24 protein-coding genes and 1 other RNA gene are annotated in these 21,111 nt (G+C 46.9%); 15 read left to right on the top strand and 10 right to left on the bottom strand.

The features are described from left to right. Window positions 1-25: 25 nt before the first annotated feature. Window positions 26-2,734 (bottom strand): DNA gyrase subunit A, encoded by a 2,709-nt coding sequence (gyrA, locus tag Pas1_RS02310; RefSeq protein ID WP_112294394.1) that lies wholly within the window; start codon window positions 2,732-2,734, stop codon window positions 26-28. Window positions 2,735-2,894: 160 nt separating this feature from the next. Here gyrA and ompA point away from each other — a divergent pair, with 160 nt between their 5' ends. The 4 genes from ompA to ssrA all read left to right on the top strand — a co-directional run bounded on the left by ompA (window position 2,895) and on the right by ssrA (window position 5,322). After that, window positions 2,895-3,461 (top strand): outer membrane protein OmpA, encoded by a 567-nt coding sequence (gene ompA / locus Pas1_RS02305; RefSeq protein ID WP_112294393.1) that lies wholly within the window; start codon window positions 2,895-2,897, stop codon window positions 3,459-3,461. A gap of 64 nt (window positions 3,462-3,525) precedes the next feature. Next, window positions 3,526-4,221 (top strand): bifunctional 2-polyprenyl-6-hydroxyphenol methylase/3-demethylubiquinol 3-O-methyltransferase UbiG, encoded by a 696-nt coding sequence (ubiG, locus tag Pas1_RS02300; protein WP_112294392.1) that lies wholly within the window; start codon window positions 3,526-3,528, stop codon window positions 4,219-4,221. Continuing rightward, a complete protein-coding gene (locus Pas1_RS02295) occupies window positions 4,212-4,892 on the top strand; it encodes an HAD family hydrolase (protein WP_112204800.1) in 681 nt (226 codons plus the stop codon). Before ubiG ends, Pas1_RS02295 begins: the two co-directional genes overlap by 10 nt. 71 nt (window positions 4,893-4,963) lie before the next feature. After that, window positions 4,964-5,322: a transfer-messenger RNA gene (gene ssrA / locus Pas1_RS02290) on the top strand. A 43-nt stretch (window positions 5,323-5,365) separates the two neighbouring features. On the opposite strand, the gene Pas1_RS02285 is transcribed toward ssrA, so the two are convergent. The 4 genes from Pas1_RS02285 to Pas1_RS02270 all read right to left on the bottom strand — a co-directional run bounded on the left by Pas1_RS02285 (window position 5,366) and on the right by Pas1_RS02270 (window position 8,449). Further along, window positions 5,366-5,665 (bottom strand): hypothetical protein, encoded by a 300-nt coding sequence (locus Pas1_RS02285; RefSeq protein WP_225971640.1) that lies wholly within the window; start codon window positions 5,663-5,665, stop codon window positions 5,366-5,368. Between the two features lie 61 nt (window positions 5,666-5,726). Next, window positions 5,727-6,893, bottom strand: coding sequence for a 50S ribosomal protein L11 methyltransferase (locus Pas1_RS02280; protein ID WP_112294390.1), 1,167 nt, complete (start codon window positions 6,891-6,893; stop codon window positions 5,727-5,729). Between the two features lie 6 nt (window positions 6,894-6,899). After that, window positions 6,900-7,442: a carboxymuconolactone decarboxylase family protein gene (locus Pas1_RS02275; protein WP_112204804.1), complete on the bottom strand. Its 543-nt coding sequence runs from the start codon at window positions 7,440-7,442 to the stop codon at window positions 6,900-6,902. A gap of 8 nt (window positions 7,443-7,450) precedes the next feature. Then, entirely contained in the window at window positions 7,451-8,449 is a 999-nt protein-coding gene (locus Pas1_RS02270; RefSeq protein ID WP_112205854.1) for a tripartite tricarboxylate transporter substrate binding protein, read from the bottom strand. Between the two features lie 88 nt (window positions 8,450-8,537). Between Pas1_RS02270 and Pas1_RS02265 the strand changes: the two genes are divergently transcribed. Then, window positions 8,538-9,308 (top strand): sulfurtransferase, encoded by a 771-nt coding sequence (locus tag Pas1_RS02265; RefSeq protein ID WP_112294389.1) that lies wholly within the window; start codon window positions 8,538-8,540, stop codon window positions 9,306-9,308. A 12-nt stretch (window positions 9,309-9,320) separates the two neighbouring features. Here Pas1_RS02265 and Pas1_RS02260 read toward each other — a convergent pair whose 3' ends face one another. Next, window positions 9,321-9,623: an antibiotic biosynthesis monooxygenase family protein gene (locus tag Pas1_RS02260; RefSeq protein ID WP_112294388.1), complete on the bottom strand. Its 303-nt coding sequence runs from the start codon at window positions 9,621-9,623 to the stop codon at window positions 9,321-9,323. An 81-nt stretch (window positions 9,624-9,704) separates the two neighbouring features. On the opposite strand from Pas1_RS02260, the gene Pas1_RS02255 reads away from it, so the two are divergent. From Pas1_RS02255 to Pas1_RS02230, 6 genes are read left to right on the top strand one after another with little or no spacing between them, the layout of a single operon-like run. Then, on the top strand, window positions 9,705-10,685 hold the full coding sequence (locus Pas1_RS02255; protein ID WP_112209560.1) for a Bug family tripartite tricarboxylate transporter substrate binding protein: 981 nt from the start codon (window positions 9,705-9,707) through the stop codon (window positions 10,683-10,685). 35 nt (window positions 10,686-10,720) lie between these two features. Then, window positions 10,721-12,094: an MmgE/PrpD family protein gene (locus tag Pas1_RS02250; protein ID WP_112209561.1), complete on the top strand. Its 1,374-nt coding sequence runs from the start codon at window positions 10,721-10,723 to the stop codon at window positions 12,092-12,094. A 4-nt stretch (window positions 12,095-12,098) separates the two neighbouring features. Next, window positions 12,099-13,079, top strand: a complete 981-nt coding sequence (locus Pas1_RS02245) for a D-2-hydroxyacid dehydrogenase family protein (protein WP_112294387.1) — start codon at window positions 12,099-12,101, stop codon at window positions 13,077-13,079. 13 nt (window positions 13,080-13,092) lie between these two features. After that, complete coding sequence (locus Pas1_RS02240; protein ID WP_112294386.1) at window positions 13,093-13,629, top strand: chromate transporter; 537 nt, start codon at window positions 13,093-13,095, stop codon at window positions 13,627-13,629. Next, entirely contained in the window at window positions 13,629-14,150 is a 522-nt protein-coding gene (locus Pas1_RS02235; RefSeq protein ID WP_112294385.1) for a chromate transporter, read from the top strand. The genes Pas1_RS02240 and Pas1_RS02235 overlap by 1 nt, the downstream gene beginning before the upstream one ends. An 11-nt stretch (window positions 14,151-14,161) precedes the next feature. Then, entirely contained in the window at window positions 14,162-15,136 is a 975-nt protein-coding gene (locus Pas1_RS02230; protein ID WP_225971639.1) for a Bug family tripartite tricarboxylate transporter substrate binding protein, read from the top strand. A gap of 9 nt (window positions 15,137-15,145) precedes the next feature. On the opposite strand, the gene crcB is transcribed toward Pas1_RS02230, so the two are convergent. From crcB to Pas1_RS09610, 4 genes are read right to left on the bottom strand one after another with little or no spacing between them, the layout of a single operon-like run. Continuing rightward, window positions 15,146-15,529: a fluoride efflux transporter CrcB gene (gene crcB / locus Pas1_RS02225; RefSeq protein WP_112294384.1), complete on the bottom strand. Its 384-nt coding sequence runs from the start codon at window positions 15,527-15,529 to the stop codon at window positions 15,146-15,148. 8 nt (window positions 15,530-15,537) lie between these two features. Beyond that, a complete protein-coding gene (gene ygiD / locus Pas1_RS02220; protein WP_112204823.1) occupies window positions 15,538-16,314 on the bottom strand; it encodes a 4,5-DOPA-extradiol-dioxygenase in 777 nt (258 codons plus the stop codon). A gap of 23 nt (window positions 16,315-16,337) precedes the next feature. Continuing rightward, window positions 16,338-16,475: a hypothetical protein gene (locus tag Pas1_RS09680; protein ID WP_168183336.1), complete on the bottom strand. Its 138-nt coding sequence runs from the start codon at window positions 16,473-16,475 to the stop codon at window positions 16,338-16,340. A gap of 43 nt (window positions 16,476-16,518) precedes the next feature. Further along, window positions 16,519-16,686, bottom strand: a complete 168-nt coding sequence (locus tag Pas1_RS09610) for a hypothetical protein (RefSeq protein ID WP_158525191.1) — start codon at window positions 16,684-16,686, stop codon at window positions 16,519-16,521. Window positions 16,687-16,714: 28 nt separating this feature from the next. On the opposite strand from Pas1_RS09610, the gene Pas1_RS02215 reads away from it, so the two are divergent. The 4 genes from Pas1_RS02215 to Pas1_RS02200 all read left to right on the top strand — a co-directional run bounded on the left by Pas1_RS02215 (window position 16,715) and on the right by Pas1_RS02200 (window position 21,111). Continuing rightward, window positions 16,715-17,377, top strand: a complete 663-nt coding sequence (locus Pas1_RS02215; RefSeq protein WP_112205856.1) for a site-2 protease family protein — start codon at window positions 16,715-16,717, stop codon at window positions 17,375-17,377. Between the two features lie 9 nt (window positions 17,378-17,386). Beyond that, window positions 17,387-18,592 (top strand): MFS transporter, encoded by a 1,206-nt coding sequence (locus Pas1_RS02210; protein WP_112294383.1) that lies wholly within the window; start codon window positions 17,387-17,389, stop codon window positions 18,590-18,592. A 71-nt stretch (window positions 18,593-18,663) separates the two neighbouring features. After that, window positions 18,664-19,590, top strand: coding sequence for a dihydrodipicolinate synthase family protein (locus Pas1_RS02205; protein WP_112209564.1), 927 nt, complete (start codon window positions 18,664-18,666; stop codon window positions 19,588-19,590). A gap of 90 nt (window positions 19,591-19,680) precedes the next feature. Further along, window positions 19,681-21,111 carry a M23 family metallopeptidase gene (locus tag Pas1_RS02200; RefSeq protein ID WP_192874758.1) on the top strand — a complete coding sequence of 477 codons (1,431 nt, stop codon included), beginning with the start codon at window positions 19,681-19,683 and terminating at the stop codon, window positions 21,109-21,111.

Below are 21,111 nucleotides of genomic sequence, written 5' to 3'. Positions count from 1 at the left end.
CGACTAGTCTTTAATCGATGCCAGTTTAGGCATCACTAGCAGTATCGCTAGCAGTATCACCAACATCGCCAGCATCAATCGAATCATCTTCTCCAAGATCATCCTCGTCATCTGAATCGCTCTCAGCAATTCTCTGCAAGCCAGACAGACGTGTACCTTCGTCAACGTTAATCAGCGTTACACCTTGAGTAGAACGACCCATCTCACGGATTTCAGAGACGCGCGTACGAACTAAGACACCGCCCGTAGTGATCAACATAATTTGGTCTTCAGGAGAAACGAGTGCTGCAGCAACAACTTTGCCGTTACGCTCTGATGTCTGAATGGCAATCATGCCTTTAGTACCGCGGCCATGGCGGGTGTATTCTGCGATTGGCGTACGTTTACCAAAACCATTTTCTGTTGCAGTCAATACGCTACCGGTGATTGCATTCGCTTCAGCATCCGCGTTACTAATCTGTGCACCTTCAGCTGCTTCAGCAGGTGCTACTAGCATTGCAATGACTTGCTGACCTTCGCCCAAGTTCATACCACGCACACCACGAGCAGTTCGGCCCATTGGACGAACATCATTCTCATCAAAGCGCACTGCTTTACCAGCATCGGAGAACAACATCACATCGTGTTGACCATCGGTAATCGCCGCGCCCACCAAGAAATCGCTCTCATTGAGATCGACCGCAATAATGCCGGCCTTACGTGGGTTAGAGAAGTCCGATAAACGGGTCTTCTTAACGGTACCTAAGCTGGTTGCCATGAAGACGTACTGATCATCTTGATAGCCTTTAATTGGCAAAATCACAGTGATCTTCTCGCCTTCAATCAGCGGGAACATATTGACGATCGGTTTGCCTCTGGAAGTACGACTACCTTGCGGTACTTCCCAAACCTTGAGCCAGTACATACGACCGCGATCAGAGAAGCACAAAATCGTATCGTGTGTATTTGCTACGAATAGAGTGTCAATCCAATCTTCATCTTTAGTTGCTGCAGCTTGTTTACCGCGACCACCGCGCTTCTGTGCGCGATATTCGCTGAGCGGTTGGCTCTTCATATAACCCGTATGTGAGAGCGTAACCACCATGTCTTGCGGTGTGATGAGATCTTCAGTGAAGAGCTCAGTTGCATTCATCTCAATGAATGAACGGCGACCATTATCGCTACCCGCGATGCCAAACTCAGCTTGCACTTCTTTTAATTCGCTTTCGATAACCTGAGTCACACGCTCTGATTTAGCCAGCAGGTCGAGCAGGTCAGCAATCTCGGACATTACGTCTTTGTACTCTGAAACAATCTTATCTTGCTCAAGACCAGTCAAGCGTTGCAAACGCATTTGCAGAATCTCTTGCGCCTGACTATCTGATAAACGATAGAGGCCGCTACTTTGCATGCCGTACTCAGGTAAGAGCCCGTCTGGACGATAAGCATTGCGACCGCCAGGTGTATCCGTCTCAGCGCGCGCCAACATCTCACGCACCATAGAAGAATCCCAATTCTTACCCATCAACTCTGTCTTCGCTTCCACTGGGTTAGCAGCAGCTTTGATGATCGCAATGAATTCATCAATGTTTGCTAATGCGACAGCTAAACCTTCGAGCACATGACCACGCTCACGCGCTTTACGTAATTCAAAGATCGTGCGACGTGTTACAACCTCGCGACGATGCTGCAAGAAATACTCGAGCATCTGTTTCAAGTTCAACAAGCGTGGCTGGTTATCAACCAAGGCCACCATATTCATACCAAAATTATCTTGTAACTGTGTGCCCTTGTACAAATTATTGAGAACAACCTCAGGCACTTCACCCCGCTTAAGCTCAATTACAACGCGCATACCGGATTTATCGGACTCATCCCGTAAATCCGAAATACCTTCAATCTTTTTCTCATTCACTAACTCAGCAATCCGCTCGAGCAAGTTTTTCTTATTCACTTGGTAAGGTAACTCATCAACAATGATGGCTTGACGTGAACCCTTATCAATATCTTCAAAGTGGGTCTTCGCACGCATGACCACACGTCCACGACCCGTGCGATAACCTTCGCGTACACCTTGCACGCCATAGATGATTCCAGCGGTTGGAAAATCTGGTGCTGGGATGATTTCAATCAATTCATCAATCGTGCAGTCTGGGTTGTGCAAAACATGTAAACAGGCCTGCACGACCTCGTCTAGGTTGTGGGGCGGAATATTGGTTGCCATACCTACCGCAATGCCTGAGCTGCCGTTAATCAGCAAATTAGGCACTTTAGCCGGCAGAATCAGGGGTTCCTGCTCGCTACCGTCATAGTTGGGGCCAAAATCAACTGTTTCTTTGTCTAAATCGGCTAACAGATCATGGGCGATTTTGCGCAAACGGATCTCGGTATACCGCATTGCAGCAGCGTTATCACCGTCTACGGAACCGAAATTGCCCTGGCCGTCAACCAACATATAGCGCAGAGAGAAATCCTGAGCCATCCGAACAATGGTGTCATAGACCGCAGAATCGCCATGGGGATGGTATTTACCGATTACATCGCCAACTATACGGGCAGATTTTTTGTAAGCTCGGTTCCAATCGTTGTTTAATTCATACATCGCAAATAAGACCCGGCGGTGTACCGGTTTGAGGCCGTCACGCACGTCAGGCAAGGCTCTGCCGACAATGACGCTCATAGCGTAGTCCAAATAGGACCGCCGCATTTCGTCTTCTAGGGATATTGGTAGTGTTTCTTTAGCGGCTTGTTCCATTTAGAAATAATATCATTTTGATGACGGAAGGCCCCTATGCTAAGATTCTGTCAGTTTGTACGAAATTGAGATGTGTCGCTTTGCGGTGTTTTTGCTTCAAAGTAGGGCGAATTACATTTAAGTTTGACTTTAATTAAAAAGAGATTTTTGAGGACTAAAAATGAACAAAACCCTAAAACTGTTGCTCGCTTCCGTTATTACCGTTTCTGCATCCGCAGCAATGGCTTCTGATAACTGGCAAAACGGCGACGGCTCCCTGAACTGGAAAAACGGCGACGGCACATTGTGCTGGCGTGATAACGCTTGGACTCCTGCTTCTGCAGCTCCTGGCTGTGACGGCGCTTTGAAAGGTCACTCTGCATCTGGCGTTAGCCAAAGCAAGATCACTTTGCAAGCTGACACCCTCTATGATTTCAACAAGTCTGACTTGAAACCAGAAGGCAAAGCAACTTTGGACAAGATCGCTGCTGATCTTTCCAAGATTAAGTTAGAAGTCATCATCGCTGTTGGTAACACTGATAGCGTTGGTACAGATGCATACAACATGGCCCTCGGTCAGCGTCGTGCACAGTCTGTTAAGGCATACCTCGTAGCTAAGGGTATTGATGCAAGCCGCATCTACACAGAATCTAAAGGCAAGAGCAATCCAGTTGCATCAAACGCAACTGCTGAAGGCCGCGCTAAGAATCGCCGTACCGATATCGAAGTTGTTGGTACAGCTAAGTAATTCGCTTCAAACCTAAAAAAGCCCGGTTCTGCCGGGCTTTTTTATTTCCGCTATATTCGTTTACATGAACGTCGATCAATCCGAAATCGCTAAATTTAGCGCCCTAGCCCATCGCTGGTGGGATCCCAATAGTGAATTTAAGCCTCTGCACGCCATTAATCCGCTGCGCTTGAACTGGATTAAGTCCTTTATCAGCCTAGAGGGTAAACAAGTACTGGATGTCGGGTGTGGTGGTGGCATCCTGGCAGAGTCCATGGCGCAGTCTGGCGCCAGTGCTACTGGTATCGATCTATCAGAGAAGGCCCTCAAGGTCGCTGAATTACATGCTCTCGAGGTAGGAGCCAAACTCAACTATCGCGCGATTTCGGCCGAAGCACTCGCGCAAGAGAATGCTGGCCAATATGATGTTGTGACCTGCATGGAGATGCTTGAGCACGTTCCAGATCCGGCATCGGTTGTAAGGGCCTGTGCGGCGCTTGCAAAGCCCGGTGGCACCCTTTTCTTCAGCACACTCAATCGCAATCCCAAATCCTACTTATTCGCCATTCTTGGCGCTGAATATCTTCTTCGACTGCTCCCTAAAGGGACTCACGAATACGCTAAATTTATTAAGCCATCTGAGCTAATTGCCTTTACTCGTGAAGCACAATTAGATCTACTAGGCATGAAAGGGATGAGCTACAACCCATTTACTCAAGTCTATTCACTGGGTAGCGATATGGATGTCAATTACATGATTGCTGTTCGTAAATGCACTTGATACAGAGTCCTTATCGCGGGATCTTCTTTGACTTAGATGGCACCCTAGCAGATACCGCCCCTGATTTAGTTGCCGCTGCAAATCAATTACTCATTGCCCGCAAGCAAGCTGCACTCCCTTATGAAATATTGCGCCCTCGGGCCTCTGCTGGGGCTCGTGGTCTTATCGCAGGCGCCTTTGGTATTAACCCAGAGCACCCTGACTTCAGTCTCTTGCGCGATGAGTTTTTTACCAACTATGAAAAAGCCTTGCTAGTAAATAGTGTTTTATTTGACGGCATTGATGAGTTACTCAATCAGCTTGACCAAGCCAAACTACCTTGGGGCATAGTGACCAATAAGCATGAGCGCTTTACGCATCCTCTTACTGAGGGGATGGGCCTACGTCAGCGTGCAGCTTCAACAGTCTCTGGTGACACCACACCTCATGCAAAACCTCACCCAGCGCCGATCTTGCATGCTGCCAAGCTAGCTAAAGTGGACCCCACAAAAGGACTTTATGTTGGCGATGACATCCGCGATATTGTTGCTGGTAAAGCAGCAGGCATGAAAACGGTTGCTGCAGCCTATGGCTATTGCGGCTGCGCAGAGCCGCCCGAAGCATGGGGAGCCGATTTTTTGGTGAAAACCCCACAAGAACTAATGGAAATCATCTTTCCTGGTCAGCCTTAAGGTCTTTGGAAAAGATAACGAGCTTTTTTAAGCCGTCCGCCTTAAAATAGATTTCCAAATGCACAGTCTTCGGGGTCGACATGGTTTCGACGTGGATTACAAAGCATCAAGGGCATACCGAGGACCCGTTATCTCGTAAATCAATGGGAATGTAATAACTGCTAACGACGAACGTTACGCACTAGCCGCTTAAATGCGGTTGCCCCTGAACTGATTCTCTCTTGGGTCAGGTAGCGCAAGCTACATCAGGGTCATTTACAAGAGATAAGACTATCTCGTGTCACGAGTGATAGTTCGAAAATCAAGTGAATCGCCAGTCAGTAACGTGTCTATTCGTGACTAGCTGGTTAAATCAAATGATAAGACTAAGTATGTAGAACTTGTTGTGGAGGATTTGCGGACGCGGGTTCGATTCCCGCCGACTCCACCATTATTAGTAGTAGCCTCAGCAAAAACCCCTTACGGTGAAAATCTTAAGGGGTTTTTTGTTCACTCTCGTTTTTGACTTTATACCAACCTTTTTCTAACATGCAGCGACTGTATAAGTCTGCCTTAGGTCCAGTATTGCGCATAGGCTGAAACAGGGCATTACCTTGATCGGGGAGCGCGCTTTGTCGTATAACTCGATCGCAATGTGCCTCATCAGCTTCTAGGTTTGCATTACTGTTAGTGTTATGCCACTCATTTTTAGTAGCACAAGCAGCTAAGCAAAGCATGCAAGCAAACATGCTTAAAGCAAGCAAGAGGCGATAGCCCAAGATTGAACGAAGCATAGCGAATTTCATCAACAATCCCCTGAATTTAATCCCTGATATTTCCGATATTACCTGAAATTTATTTCAAAATTAGACGCCATAAAGAAGTTACCTCTTTGCTTCTGGCGACATGCAAAGGATCTGTTTGATCAAAGACCTTTTTGTGATGTGGCTTGATATTCATACGATCAACTACCTTGACCCCAGCCTCATCGAACCAGGCTTGTAGTTGCTCTCGGCTACGCAAACCTAAATACTCAGCTAGATCAGACAGAACTAACCAAGCCTCACCTTCAGGCAACAAATGATCTTTCAATCCCGATAGAAACCCTGTAAGCATTTGGCTATTAGGATCGTAGATCGCACCCTCCAGGAGCGAGCTAGGCCTCGCAGGAAGCCAGGGGGGATTACAAACTATCAGAGCGGCTTTACCTTCTGGAAACAGATTGGTTTTAAGCAGCTCAATCTGTTTAGCAAAGTTCGATCGCTCAATATTATCTTTGGCGCAATCCAGCGCCCTTTGATCCAAATCTGTTGCAATGATTTTTGCTATACCCCTACTGGCTAGGACGATGGATAAGATCCCTGTCCCCACCCCAATATCAAATGCAATGGGATGTGAATCCAGTATTCTAGGTAAAGGCGCTTGATTAACTAGGTCAATATATTCACCTCGTATCGGCGAGAACACACCGTAGTGAGGATGAATGTGAAATGCTTGAGTTCCACTTAGCGCTGGAATAAGAACGCCTTTCTTGCGCCATTCGTGAGCACCAACTACACCTAGCAACTCTCTTAGCGAGACAAGATATGACGATTGAGTGGGGCCATAAGCCTCTTCGCAAGCCTGCGCAATATCGGGCGCTCGTCTTAAATCAATATGATGCTCAGCAGTACATTCAATTAAGAGCATGCCTAAAGTACGAGCGCGTTGTGATTGCGCAAGACGATGCAAATTAAAGATGTCTAGCTGGCTCTGATGAAAATCTTTTTTGCTACGTACCGATTTCTTAGATGGTTTATCGACTCGTCTTGCTAAGGCTTGCAATAGCTGACGCGCATTCTGAAAATCGCCACGCCATAAAATGGCAGTTCCTTCGCAAGCCATTCGATAAGCTGCGTCTGCAGTCAGAGTGTCGTCAGCAATCACCAGTTTTTGATGGGGTCGAATCCCATTTTCAGAGCGCCACAGGGCAGAATGGGTTACACCATCCTCCTCCCAGCCGATGGATTGATCAGAGCTCAACTTAGCTTAATGATCTTCGGGGGTTACGTCTAAGGCAATGAGGAAACGTGACACCATGTTGTATGCCGCAATGACACTCACCAACTCAACTACTGCAGTATTTCCAAGTTCGGTATGTAGGCGCTTCATCAGTTCTGGGTGAACTTGAATGTTGCGCGTCATTTGTAGAGTGAGCTCTGCAGCATCTTGCTCAATAGAATTGAATAAGTGCTTAGGGAAAGTTGCCTGTCCTAATAAACGAAGGGCCTCAACCTGCTCTTGTGTTCCACCAGCTTCTTTAAAGGGGGGTGCATGATGAATAAATTCATATTCAGCACCATTTAAAACGGCCACTCCACACATTCCCAGTTCACGCAACTTGGGATCTAAAGAAAGCTGATTTCGGATTGCACCAATGTAATGATTCCAGCCCTCTGCAATTGGCACGCTATGTAAAAGCATGCGATCCAGATTGATAAATTTGCCGCCACGTCGTTTCCGAATGGCAGCAACCAACTCTGCAGGCTGGGCCAAATCCATCGGCTGGTAATCAATTAAGCGCTTATTCATTACTTGCGTTACTGAGAATCTTTAATATTGTTCTCAATCACAAACTTGCCCCAGATCGCAATTTGTTTACCAACAAAATCGCCCAATACCTCTGGACTGCCGCCCACAATTTGAATGCCCTGTGCTTTAAATTTCTCAGAAACAGCTGGGTTCTTGAGAGCCTTATTAACTGCAGCATTCATCGCGTTCACAATGGCTGGAGGTGTCTTGCCTGGCGCAAGTAATCCCCACCATGCTGGCGCATTAAATCCTGGGAAGCCACTTTCAGCAACAGTGGGCACATTAGGTAGCTCTGGAGATCGTTTGGCTGTAGTGATGACTAAAGGCACTACCCCGCCATTTTCAATATGGGGCATGACCAAAAATTGCGAGCCAATCCCAAGGGGCACTTGGCCACCCAAAACATCTTGCATCAAGGGGCCGCCGCCACGATAAGGAACGTGAATCCAATCAAAGCCCGCTGTCTTCGCTAGACGGGCAATCGCCAAATGTCCAAGACTTCCAATACCAATTGAGCCATAGCTAAACTTCTTACCTGCCTTTGATTCTTCCACCAATTGCTTAAAGGTTTTAATACCCGAGGCCTTACTTGCAACTAAGACCATTGGAGAAGTTCCAATTAAACTCACAGGAGCAATATCTTTGATCGTGTCGTAGGGTAATTTGTCTTTAAGGCTGGGGTTAACGCCGTGAGTATCAAAGACCACTGCAAAGGTGTAACCATCTGGCTCAGCTCGCGTCATGGCAGCCGTTCCAATCACACCAGAGGCACCACCGACGTTCTCCACAATCACGTTCTGCTTGAGTTCTGCCTGCAATGCGGGGGCCAAAATACGGGCAACCTGATCAACCGATCCCCCTGCCGGGAAAACGGCAATTAAACGAATGGGTTTCTGGGTAGGCCAAGTGCCAACCCCCGAGTCTGCAGCCAACGCAAGGCTACTCATACCGCACAAAATAAGGCCCATCGATAGGGCTCTAGTGATTTGATTAAATAGGTGTCTCATTGACAGGTCTCCTCCACTTAAGGACATAAGATTACCACTCCTACAGCGCCTTGTTTGATAATAGAGGGGCGTATTAGAAAGAAAATCCATGAAACCCATTCTGAACATTGCCGCCTACTTGTTTGTTAGCCTTGACGGGCTAGAAGACCTGCGCGCGCTCATGCTCGAAGAGTGTCAACAGCGCCATTTAAAAGGGACAATTTTGCTCACTGGCGAGGGTATCAATTTATTCCTTGCCGGCACAGAGCCAGATATGCGTGGTTTTTTAAGCTGGTTACGGAGTGACTCCCGTTTTAGTGCTATCGAGTCAAAAGAGAGTTGGTCGGATGAGCAGCCCTTTAAAAAAATGCTCATCAAACTCAAAAGCGAAATTATTCGCATGAATCATCCAACTATTCAACCAGAAAAGGGCCGGGCTAATTTCCTTCCTCCCCAGAAGTTAAAAGAATGGTTAGATCGGGGTACTGATGATTTAGGACGGCCAGTCGTGATGCTCGATACGCGCAATGCATTCGAAGTTGACTATGGCACTTTTGAAAATGCCCTGCACTTCAATATTGAAAAGTTCACTGAATTTCCAGAGGCGATTACGAAGCACAAAGAAGCATTGCTAGACAAAACGGTTGTGAGTTTCTGTACTGGCGGCATTCGCTGTGAGAAGTCTGGACTGTATATGCGTGAAATTGGAATGGAGCATACCTACCAACTTGAGGGTGGAATTCTGAAATACTTTGAAGAGGTTGGTTCAGCCCATTACCAGGGGTCTTGTTTTGTCTTTGACGAACGTGAAGCACTCGAGCCCAGCCTAGATATCATTCCCCCCGAACACTCAATACGTAAAAAGCTTCAAGCCAGCTAACTAGCAAGCTGACTAGGCTGACTTTCCTACCAAATCGAAGTGCTCCACCACTGGAGGCTTTAGGAAAAAAGGTCCGACAATCGAGCGCCATTTTGCAAAGTCAGGAGATTGCCGAAAATCAACAGTGTGATTCTCTAGGGTGTCCCAATAGTTCATGAGTAAATAACGTCCAGGGCTTTCCTGGCTGTGATTCACTTTAAAGCCTTGGAAGCCCTTGGCCTTTGAAATGACGGTCTGGATGCCCCGCAAAATAGCCTCTTCGAACTCTTTTTGCTTGGCTGGATCAATTTCTATATCGGCAACTTCTAGAATCATGACTGTTCCCTTATTTCTGCTTCACTAAATAGTAAAATTCCTACATAACGATACATTAATCCAAACCCAAGGATGCGAGACATGTCTAAATTTTGCAATCGGCTGCTGCCGATTTTTTTATCCTCATTCATCTTGGCAATCAGCTCTTCTGCTTTTAGTCAGAGTGCCTATCCTACGAAAACCATTCGATTGATTGCGCCGGTATCTGCTGGCGGCGGATTAGATAATATTGCCAGGGCAGTCGCAGAACGCCTATCGAAGAATTTAGGCCAAAGCGTCATCGTTGATAACCTCTCCGGTGGTGGTGGCGCAATCGCAGCCATCACTACTGCTAAAGCAAATCCAGACGGTTATACCCTCATGATTGCCTATGTGGGAACCCATGGCACTAATCCAGCAGTTCGCAAGCTCAACTACGATGCGATAAAAGACTTCACACCAATCGGTATGATTGGTGCAACCCCCAATGTTTTGATTGTGAATCCTCAGGTGCCAGCAAAAACACTGGGTGAATTTATTGCCTATGTAAAGAAGAATCCGTCCAAGCTGAGTTACGGTAGCTCTGGTCCTGGGACCCTAACGCACTTGTCGATGGAAGAATTCAAAATGGCGACTGGGATCTTTATGGTTCACATACCTTATCGCGGCATTGCTCCCGCCTTTACCGATCTGATTGGTGGCCAAACCGATGCCATGTTCCCAGGCTTATTTGCAGCCATGCCTTACATCACTACAAACCGTGTGCGCCCCTTAGCAGTCACCGGTGTGAAACGCAGCCCTGCTGATCCATCGATTCCGACCTTTAAAGAATTAGGTTATCCCGGCTTTGAAGGTCAACAGTGGTATGGCATTGCAGGTCCTGCCAATATGCCACCAGCCGTAGTCGCCAAATTAAATACCGAACTTAATAAGGTGTTATCGAGCCCCGAGTTCGCAGACAAAATGTCTGCAGAGGCACTTACCGTGCTGCCAATGAATCCACAACAATTTGCTACCTATATTAAGGATGACATTGCACGCTGGAGCAAAGTAGCTAAAGACCGTCACATCGAAATTGAATAACCTATCTCACTCCTCACTTCTCATTAGGAATTCTTATGTCACAAGTTATCGCCGCAGCAGCCGATTTGAACGCTCCACCAGTCACCAAGACCTTGGCGGACTTTGTCAGCACTCACCCATCTCAGGGATGGTCTGCAGAAGTTGAGCACGAGGCTCACCGCACTTTTTTAAATTGGTTAGGTTGCGCAATTGGCGCAGCCCAGCACGAGAGCGTAACGTCTTCCCTTGCAGCTGTTCAAGAGTTTCAACCAGCACCGCAAGCCTCCATCCTGGGACGGAAAGAGCGCGTGGATATGGGTGGCGCTGCATTAATCAATGGCATCAGCTCACATACTTTTGACTTTGACGATACCCATCTGAAGACTGTTATTCATCCAGCGGGCCCAGTTGCCTCTGCCATTTTGGCGCTTGGTGAACACATCAATACGAATGGTCGTCAAATTATTGATGCGATGGTTCTAGGTATAGATGTGGAATGTCGAGTGGGTAATGCAATGTACCCAGATCACTACCATCGTGGCTGGCATATTACCGGCTCTACCGGCATGTTAGGTTCTGCTGCAGCCTGTGCCCGCATTCTGGGTTTAGACACTCACAAAACAATGATGGCTTTAGGTATTGCCGCCTCACAACCCATTGGCATGCGTGAGCAATTCGGCACAATGACTAAACCCTTTCATCCGGGAGGTGCTGCCCGTGCAGGACAAATGTCAGCCCTCTTAGCTAAACATGGCTTTACCGCGAGCTTGCGTGCATTAGAAGCAGGTCGAGGTTATATGCAAACCGTCTCCACTAAAAATGATTGGTCAGAAATTGATCGTGATCTCGGCAAATCGTTTGAGATTTCACTCAATACCTACAAGCCTTTTGCTTGCGGCATTGTGATTCATCCTGCGATTGATGCTTGTGCGCAATTACGCGCCCAGGGTGTTAAAGCGGATGAGGTTGAGCGAATTGAGCTGCGTGTTCACCCTCTCGTGCTTGAGCTTACTGGCAAAAAGACACCTAAGACAGGTCTGGAAGGCAAGTTCAGTGTGTACCACGGCTGTGCCATGGGCTTAATTTTTGGGCAGGCAGGTGAGAGTGAGTACGCCGATGACATCGTGAATCGTCCTGACGTTGTAGCGCTGAGAGCAAAAGTCAATGCCACCACCGATAGCGATATTAGCGAGGCATCAGTGGATGTCAAAGCCATTTTGAAGAACGGCAAAGAAGTTCACGTCTTTGTGAAGAATGCCATTGGCTCTGTTGAAAACCCAATGAGTGATACTAATCTGGAGCAAAAATTTACTAGCCTAGCTGAGCCTATTATTGGTAAACAAAAAACGGCTCAACTAATTTCTGCTCTCTGGAATTTAGGTAAAGCTGCTGATCTCAAGCAAATTATTCAACTCTCAACACCCAATTAAAGTAATGACCGAAATTACCAAACCTACGATTGTTGTCCTCGGAGATTACGAGCAAGCACTGCGGCGCTTCTCATCCTGGGATCAACTCGACCAGCGCGCGAATCTCACCATCCATCACGAACCCTTGAGGGATGAGGCACTCTATGAAGCTGTTAAAGATGCAGATGCGATTGCGATTGTGCGCGACCGCTCTCCTTTTAATGAGGCGATGATTGCACGCTTACCGAGATTGAAGTTTCTGATGTTTACGGGTGAGCGCAACGGCACGCTCGATGCGGCAGCTTTAATCAAGAGAAATATCCCCATGGCATGCACCCATGGTGGCCCCTCAAAAGAGACGACTGCTGAACTGACTTGGGCCATGATTCTAGGTGCATCCAAACGCTTGATAGAACAAAATCATCTGATTGCTTCAGGTGGTTGGCGAGATTCCTTATCGCTACTCCCAATGCTTTCTGGAGAACGTCTCGGCATTATGGGCTTAGGTGCGATTGGCAGTAAAGTAGCAAAAGTAGGCGCAGCATTTGGGATGGAAGTGGTTGCTTGGAGTCCTCGCATGACTCCTGAAAGAGCTGCGGCAGAAAATGCAAAGTCCGTTAGTTTGGAAGAATTGCTCAGCACCTCTAAAGTGGTGACGATGCATTTAGTCGCAGGTCCTGGTACGAAAGGTCTTATTAGCGCAGATCAATTAGCACTGATGCGCCCCGATGCGATCTTGGTGAACACATCGCGTGCAGCACTCATTAACATGACTGATTTACAAAAGGCATTGGCTGCTGGTAAGCCAGGTCAAGCTGCGGTCGATGTCTTTGATCTAGAGCCACTTCCGCAAAACGACCCACTTCGCAATACGCCTAACTTGCTGGTTACCCCTCACCTGGGTTTTATTGCAGAACCGATTTTTGAGACCTTCTCCAAAGGCATCACGCAAACTTTGGAAGCATGGTTAGATCAGAAACCTGTACCCATGCCCTTCAAGCCATAACAATTTTTCCCCCTTGAAAACCCTTACTCCTCTACAACTATTTATCGGCTTTTCTAGGATTGGCCTGTCAGGATTTGGGGGTGTTCTGCCTTGGGCAAGACGCACGATTGTGGAACAAGAGAAATGGCTCACTTCAGAGGAATTTAGTGCCATGCTTGGCATCTGCCAAATTGTCCCAGGCCCAAATGTAACCAACTTAGCAGTGTGTGTTGGCTCTCGATTCTGTGGTGTAAGGGGTGCAATCGCTTCGGTTTTAGGCTTATCGCTTGGCCCAATTTGTATCGTGATACTTCTAGCCCTGCTTTACGATCATTTCAGCTATTTAGAATCTGTGAGCGGCATCTTAAGAGGCATTTCAGCAGTAGGCGTAGGCTTAATTGCCTCTACCGGTTTGAAGATGCTCAAAGATGAATTTCACTATCCACCGAGTCTGCTGGTTGTGGTCGTAGTGATCATTGCAGCCAGCTACTTTCATCTAGGATTAGCTTGGGTGGTACTCATTGCTTCACCAGTCGCACTGTTTTTAGCATGGCATAAAGCAAAAAGATAATGCCAACACTGATCACTCTTTTTCTGAAGTTTTCGGCTTTCTCCCTAATTGCCTTTGGGGGTGTGAACGCTCTACTTCCCGTATTACTAGAACTCGCTGTTTATCAAGAGCATTGGTTGGATTTACAAACCTTCTCGGATTACTTTGCAATTGCTCAGGCTGCGCCCGGTCCAAACTTTATGACAGTAACCTTAATTGGTTGGCATATTAGCGGAATTCTCGGTGCATTTATGGCCACTTTTGCTATTATTTGGCCCGCTGGGATTCTGGTATTTTTCTTGCAACGTTTTATCTTGAAGATGCAAGATCCTATGCGGAAGAAAACAGTGCATTATGCCGCTGCTACTTTAGCAATTGGTCTAGTACTCTCTTCTGCCATTGAAATATCATTACAAATTAACCATGGCACTATGGCCTTTTTATTGAGTGGAATCACTATTGCCATAGTTTTATTGACACGCTGGCATCCTTTATATTTAATTGGATTGGGCGCCCTCCTGGGTGCATGTGGCTTAATTTAGAGGTGAACTGCATGAGTAAATTGAATCTTTGGAAACTGGGCTCCTTGGTCCTGATCATTTTTGGCCTTCATTCTGCTTGGGCAGACAACTACCCTAGTAAACCGATTAATTTCATAGTGCCCTATGGCGCTGGCGGTGGTGCAGACGCACGAAGCCGTCAAATTGCGCAAAAGATGAGCGTCATTTTGAAGCAACCCATCATTGTCGATAACAAGCCTGGTGCTGGCGGCAACATTGGTACCGAGTACATAGCCAGAGCTACCCCCGATGGATACACGATCGGCATGGGGAACTTTGCTCCAATGGCTGTTAACAAAACCCTCTTTGGTAATTTGCGTTATGACCCTGAAGCTGACTTAACACCCATTGTCTTGGTTGAAAAAGGTCCGCTAGTATTGGTTGTTAATCCCAACTCGCCTTATAAAACGGTCCAAGATATTGTGGCAGCTGCCAAAGCAAAACCTGGCAGCCTTACTTTTTCTTCTGGTGGCATTGGTGGTAGCCATCAATTGTCTGCTGAATTGTTTCAGCAAAATGCCGGCATTGAAATGATTCATGTTCCATACAAAAGTGGATCTGCTGGCTTAACCGATCTCATGGCGGGTAATGTCACGATGATGTTCGATCAAATGTATTCAGCAATGCCAAGCATTAAGGCAGATAAACTTCGTCCAATTGCGATCACCAGTAAAAAACGCTCCCCCTTGCTCCCCGATGTGCCAAGCTTTGCAGAGGTGGGGTATCCCAAGGTTGTTGTTCTGAATTGGCAAGGTCTGATAGCGCCAAAGGGAACGCCTAAAGTAATTATTGATAAGCTCAATGCGGCGGCTAATGAAGCTTTGAAGGATCCTCAACTCAGGGATCTAATGCTCTCTCAGGGAAATGAAATCGGCGGGGGCAGCCCTGCAGATTTTGCTGCTTTGATTAAATCAGAGTCTGCTAAATGGGGCGCTGTAGTCAAGCTGGCAAACATCAAGCCAGAATGAGACAAAGTCTTACCTAGAAAACAATGCCTGGAACGTCATGATGCCAAGGAAGGTCAGCGTTAGGGAACCCACTAGATGAATGACTGCTGTACCCAGTGCCCAGGTGAACTCGCCGCGCTGCATAAAGCCAACTACTTCAGCAGAGAAACTCGAGAATGTAGTCAGGCCGCCCAGAAAACCTGTCACCACTAAAAGGCGCCACTCGGGAGAAAGACCAGGGTTGTTGCCAAAGAAAGCAACTGCCAAACCAATCAGGTAGCCGCCGAGCATGTTCGACAGCAGAGTACCCATCGGGATGATAGAGGGGGAGTTAATTGTCCAAAAGTTAAAGCCTGCCCTGAGTAAAGCACCGAAGCCTGCACCAACAAAGATTGCGAATATCGATAGCCACATAATGGTCTCTATTGTAAATAAAAGCTGAGCATACTAATCGAACTCATTTCAATACCATCGACCAGTAGCTCAACCTGCTCTTGCTCAGCCTGTAATGCCAAGGTATAAAGCGCGGGCCAATAGTGCTCGGGGGTTGGAATCGACAAATGCGCAGCTTCACCAAATTGCTCCCAATCAATCAGGGGCTGGTGTTGCCGAGCTTGGATATGTGAAATAAAGAATTGATTAAACGATTGCGCCCAAGGATAAGGCTGCGCATCATCTTGCCAGTGGATAGTACGTAAGTTATGAACCACATTGCCACTCGAAACAATCAGAATATTTTCATCACGCAAAGCTTGCAACTGCTTAGCCAAATCGTAATGCGACTGTGCACTCATTGCCCCATTTAGACTAAGCTGTACTATGGGAACATCCGCCTTAGGGAAAAGATATTTCAGTACCGACCAAGCACCGTGGTCAATCCCCCATTCATGTTCTTCAAGAACAACTGGGGTGCTTAATAATTCTTGGATACGGTCTGCTAGTGCCGGACTTCCAGGGGCGGGATATTCAATTTCAAAAAGGGCTTGCGGAAAACCGCCAAAGTCATGAATGGTTTTAGGCTTTGGCATTGCCGTGACCCAGACACCTCGTGTAACCCAATGCGCAGAGATCATCAGAATCGCATCGGGTCTTTTAAGTGACTTGCCTAAATTAGCCCAAGCCGCTGTATAGCGATTGGGCTCAAGGGCATACATCGGACTACCATGGCCTACAAAGATTGCAGGCTGGCGGGCAGTCATCGGGGGCTATCTAATCGCTTCTTTTAACCGAATACGTAGCCGATATGAGCGGCAACGAGGGCAAATAAAATCGCTAGGCTGGTAGCGACTGCCAACATCACCACGAGGGTGATGATCTTCTTATTGATCACTTCTTTGGTTTCGTTTTGCCATTCATTCATACCAAATCCTTAGTAAATACCGTATTAATCCCTTAATTATCCACTATCGGCCGCGGCCGGCCTTACGCATCATGCCTTTACCGCCCCCAAAGCCAGCCTGTGGGCGTCCACTTCCAGCCCCAGGCCCCTTAGAAACTTGAGGGCGTAGTGCAGGCTTTGCGGTTAAGGGTTTAGCGGGAACTTTTACTACGGGCTTTTTGTCATCGGTCACAATGGTCTCCTATCGATATCATATTGCCATGATTACTGACTATTCTATCCAAGCTATCGCAATTAATGCGATTCCCTTGATTTTCGCTATTACGATCCACGAAGCTGCCCATGGCTATGCGGCCCGTTATTTTGGCGATAACACCGCTTACGTCCTCGGACGGGTTAGCCTCAACCCTGCCAAACACATTGACCCCATAGGCACTGTTTTAGTCCCTCTGATGCTCATCTTGGCTGGCTCACCCTTTTTGGTGGGATATGCAAAACCCGTCCCAGTTCGCTTTGATCGTCTGCATCACCCCAAAACAGACTCGATTTGGGTGGCTCTTGCAGGGCCTGGGGCAAACTTTATTCAGGCTATCTTATGGGCTATGGCTTGGATTGTGATTCAGGGGCTTAGCATCCAGGAACCCTTCCTAACAGGCATGGCTCAAGCCGGGGTGATGTGGAATATCGGCCTCCTTGTCTTTAACTTATTTCCCATTCCTCCCCTGGACGGCGGGCGGATTTTATCTGGCCTACTGCCAACGCGCCAATCGCTTGCGTTTGACCGATTAGAGCGCTGGGGATTCTTCATTGTTTTGGCTCTGGTATTTACTGGCATTATTGGAGAGTTGTGGATGCAGCCATTGAGTAATCTATTTATGCGTCTGATTGATCTGCTCATGACCCCTTTGCGGATGATTTTTTAATTGAACTCGATGTCGCCTAGTAAGGGCTTTAAAACGATTCTGCTGTATCGCGTTGGCAATACGCTAAGCTATCAAATCATGATGGTTGCTGTCGGCTGGCACCTCTATGAAATTACGAATAGCGTTGTCTCTTTGGGTCTCGTGGGTCTTGCTGAGCTCGTACCCTATTTTTTATTTGCCTTGTGCTCCGGACATGCAGTTGATCACTACTCCCGCAAAAAAATTGCGGCTTTAGCTTGCTTCATTCACATGAGTGTTGCCTTATTTCTTACGGCAATCGCGTTGGGTTGGTTAAGCCCTCCCGTACCACTCATCTATACCGCAGTCGCTTTGATTGGAGTTGGTCGCGCAGTGATGCGGCCTGCGTACCAAGCCCTATTTGGTCAAGTGATCCCACGTGAGCATCTAGCCCGCTACACCGCTTACGCTTCATCGGCCTTTCAGATCTGTGTGGTTGCAGGTCCTGGCTTAGGCGGTCTCTTAATTGGGTTTGCTGGCCTTGAATGGACCTACCTTTCAGCAGCAATTGCAGGCGCTCTTGGTTTATACGGTGTGAGCTTGATTAATGTTAAACAAGAAATTACTGGCAATCTTTCAGGAAACTTTCTGAAAAGTTTTCTCGAGGGCTTTCATTATGTGAAGCAGCATGAACTTATTCTCGGCACAATGGCTCTGGATATGTTTGCCGTTTTATTTGGCGGAGCCGTTTCGATATTGCCCGCTTTTGTCAAAGAAGTACTTCATTCAGGGCCAGAGATTTTAGGAATTTTGCGAGCAGCTCCTGCAGCAGGCGCTGTCATTACTGGAATTTATTTAGCCAGCAGACCCCTTATGATTGATTCAGGAAAATATTTGCTTATGGCTGTCGCTGGCTTTGGCTTGGCCATTATTGCTTTTGGTCTTTCAAGCAGCCTATGGGTCTGCGCCTTTTTTCTGTTCATCTCGGGATGTTGTGACTCGGTCTCAGTTGTCATCCGCGGAAGTATCATTCAGCTAACCACGCCCGATCATATGCGCGGCAGAATTGGTGCGATTAATGGGATTTTTATTGGCTCCTCAAATGAGTTGGGGGCTTTAGAGTCTGGTATTGCTGCCAGCTTGATGGGTTTAGTACCCTCAATCGTCTTTGGGGGGATTGCCACTATTGTCGTGGTCCTGATTACCTCCCAAATGGCCCCCCATTTGCGTAAATTGCATATTCGAGATCTTTCCTAAGACAATTAATTTAGAAGTATGATTTACCCATTCAATCTCATCTGACACCCTATTTCTGATTTGGAGCCCCTATGACCTTCGCCCTCCACCCATCTAGCTTGCCAGCAGTTCTCTCCCCAGTCCTAACCCCTTTTACGGCCAATGGCAACGTAGATCATCAGCGCCTGTTGAAGCATTGTCAGTGGCTAGCCGCAAATGGAGTTGGTCATGCATTATTTGGCACAAACTCAGAGGCTAACTCGATGTCAGTCCGTCAAAAGATGGATGCGCTAACCAAGTTAATTGAAGGTGGCTTAGATCCTGCTCATATCATGCCTGGCACTGGTGCTAACGCTATCGATGCTGCAGTGAATATGACCAACCATGCGCTTGCCCATCATTGCGCTGCAGTTCTCATGATTCCGCCTTTCTACTACAAAGATATTTCAGATGATGGATTGTTTGCCTATTTTTCTGAAGTGATTCAGAAGGTTGGTAACTCTGCATTACAGCTTTATTTTTATAACATCCCTCCCGTAACCAAAATTACTTTGAGCCTCGCTTTGTTAGATCGCTTAGTCAGAGCCTATCCAAAAACAATCGTAGGTATGAAAGATAGTTCTGGAGACTGGTCCTATACCGAGTCGGTGATTAAGCTCTTAGCGCCTCACGGTTTTAGAGTCTATGCTGGTAACGAAGCATTCTTATTGCGCACTATGAAAGCGGGTGGTGCTGGCTGTATCTCAGCAACAGTGAATATGAATCCAAAAGCGATCGCTAAACTTGCAGCTCATTGGGAGGATGCAGATGCTGCTGAACAGCAAGTCGGCTTAGATCGGGTGCGTTCCGTATTTGACAAACATCAAATGATTACCGGGATGAAAACAGCGCTCGCTTTCTTTAGCAAAGATCCTGACTGGCTTCGGGTTCGTCCTCCACTGATGCAATTGAGTGGAGACCAGCAAGGGCAATTAATGGGTGAATTGAAAGCCATTCACTTTGATATGCCAGGGCTGTAATTTAGCCTTCTAAAAAATTGGTGTCTACTAGCTTTGGTAGATAATGATGTTGTGAAAAAAATTGTGCTCCTAAGGCCTCGTTTTCAGAGGTTGAGAATTCTTTGCATTGCCTTGCTAATTGCAATTCAGATTCCTGGCCTTGAGCTGATTTCGTATGCTAATGCGCAGACTAGCCAAAACAATAAAACGGTACAAATACGAAAACGGGCTGGATCTCAAAATACTCGCCCTGTTGGATTTAAAGATAGCGCAAACTCTAAATCAAATAGCCTAAGCCCCAGCCTAATTGATAACAGCTCAACCCAAACCTTTACTGGCGATGCAGCTGATAACTTAGACTATCGCGTGACAAGAGGCTGCTTACGCCGCAGTCTCAATGATGACAATTTGCCTGCGAGTATTGGTATAGAAGATCGCACTTTCTCTGAGTTTTTCAGGAATCAAACTAGGACTTTCTTTGAACACATGCGCGGCAATTGTGTTCCTTACGCCGTAGCACTTGGTAAGCGTAATCGCTTTGAATCACTTAGCATTATGAATGGTCCTGTACAAGATAATAAGACTGAAATTTGGACTTTTACACCATCTGCTGTTGGTGGTTTTTTGATTCAACAAGATTACCTCAAAGATGAATCTAAGCGCTTCGCTGAAATTCAGATTCCTTTGCGTAATGTTTTGTACGATCCCAATAAAGTTAGCGATAAGCTTCCAGTTGAATTGGTTTGGGATCTGAATGCATTAATTAAGCAAATTTATCCCGAGACCAATAACACGCTTGAAAATACTAATAGTGTGGTTAGGCTCATTATTGACTTTGGTGATCGAGAGCGCTGGGCACAGATTTGGGCCGTTGAAATCATCAATCCTACTAATGGCGAAGTCTATGCAAGCGCCTATTGGTTAGAGCGTGGAGACATTCCAGGGGGATTCTTTACAGCCAATGGCGAACCCTTAGAGCATGCTTTCTGGACCAACCCACTAAGCTATCGCCGCATCTCACGAGGCGTTGGAATGGTGCCAGCAGGAAGAAGAAAAAGTACTAAGCCTTCTGCTGCCAATACTAAAGCTGCTGTTGCAGCAGCCACCAACCCACAGCCACAGTCTGGGCAGAATAAGCAGCGCTATCGAGCCCATATGGGAATTGACTATGCAGCACCGATTGGAACACCTGTCTTTAGCGTTGCTACAGGTAAAGTGATTCAGCTCGGATTTAATGGTGCTTTTGGCAATCTCATCATCCTTGAGCATCCTGGAAACTACCGTACCTATTACGCACATCTGAGTAGCTTCAATCCTGAACTTGAACTGGGCAATGAAGTCCGTCGCGGCTTTGAAATCGGCTCAGTAGGAATGACTGGCAGATCAACAGGCCCTCATCTTCACTTTGAATTACGTAAAGATGGAGTTTATGTCGATCCATATAGCGCAAAGACGCAACTCAATCTTTGGCTCATGCGCGATACTGATAGCGGCCAACTCACCCGAGAAATTCTTTTACTCGGTAGCGTGCTGAAAAACTAA

Origin of the sequence: Polynucleobacter paneuropaeus (assembly GCF_003261235.1) — a bacterium.
Taxonomy (GTDB): domain Bacteria; phylum Pseudomonadota; class Gammaproteobacteria; order Burkholderiales; family Burkholderiaceae; genus Polynucleobacter; species Polynucleobacter paneuropaeus.
This window is presented reverse-complemented; position numbering and strand designations above follow the sequence as displayed.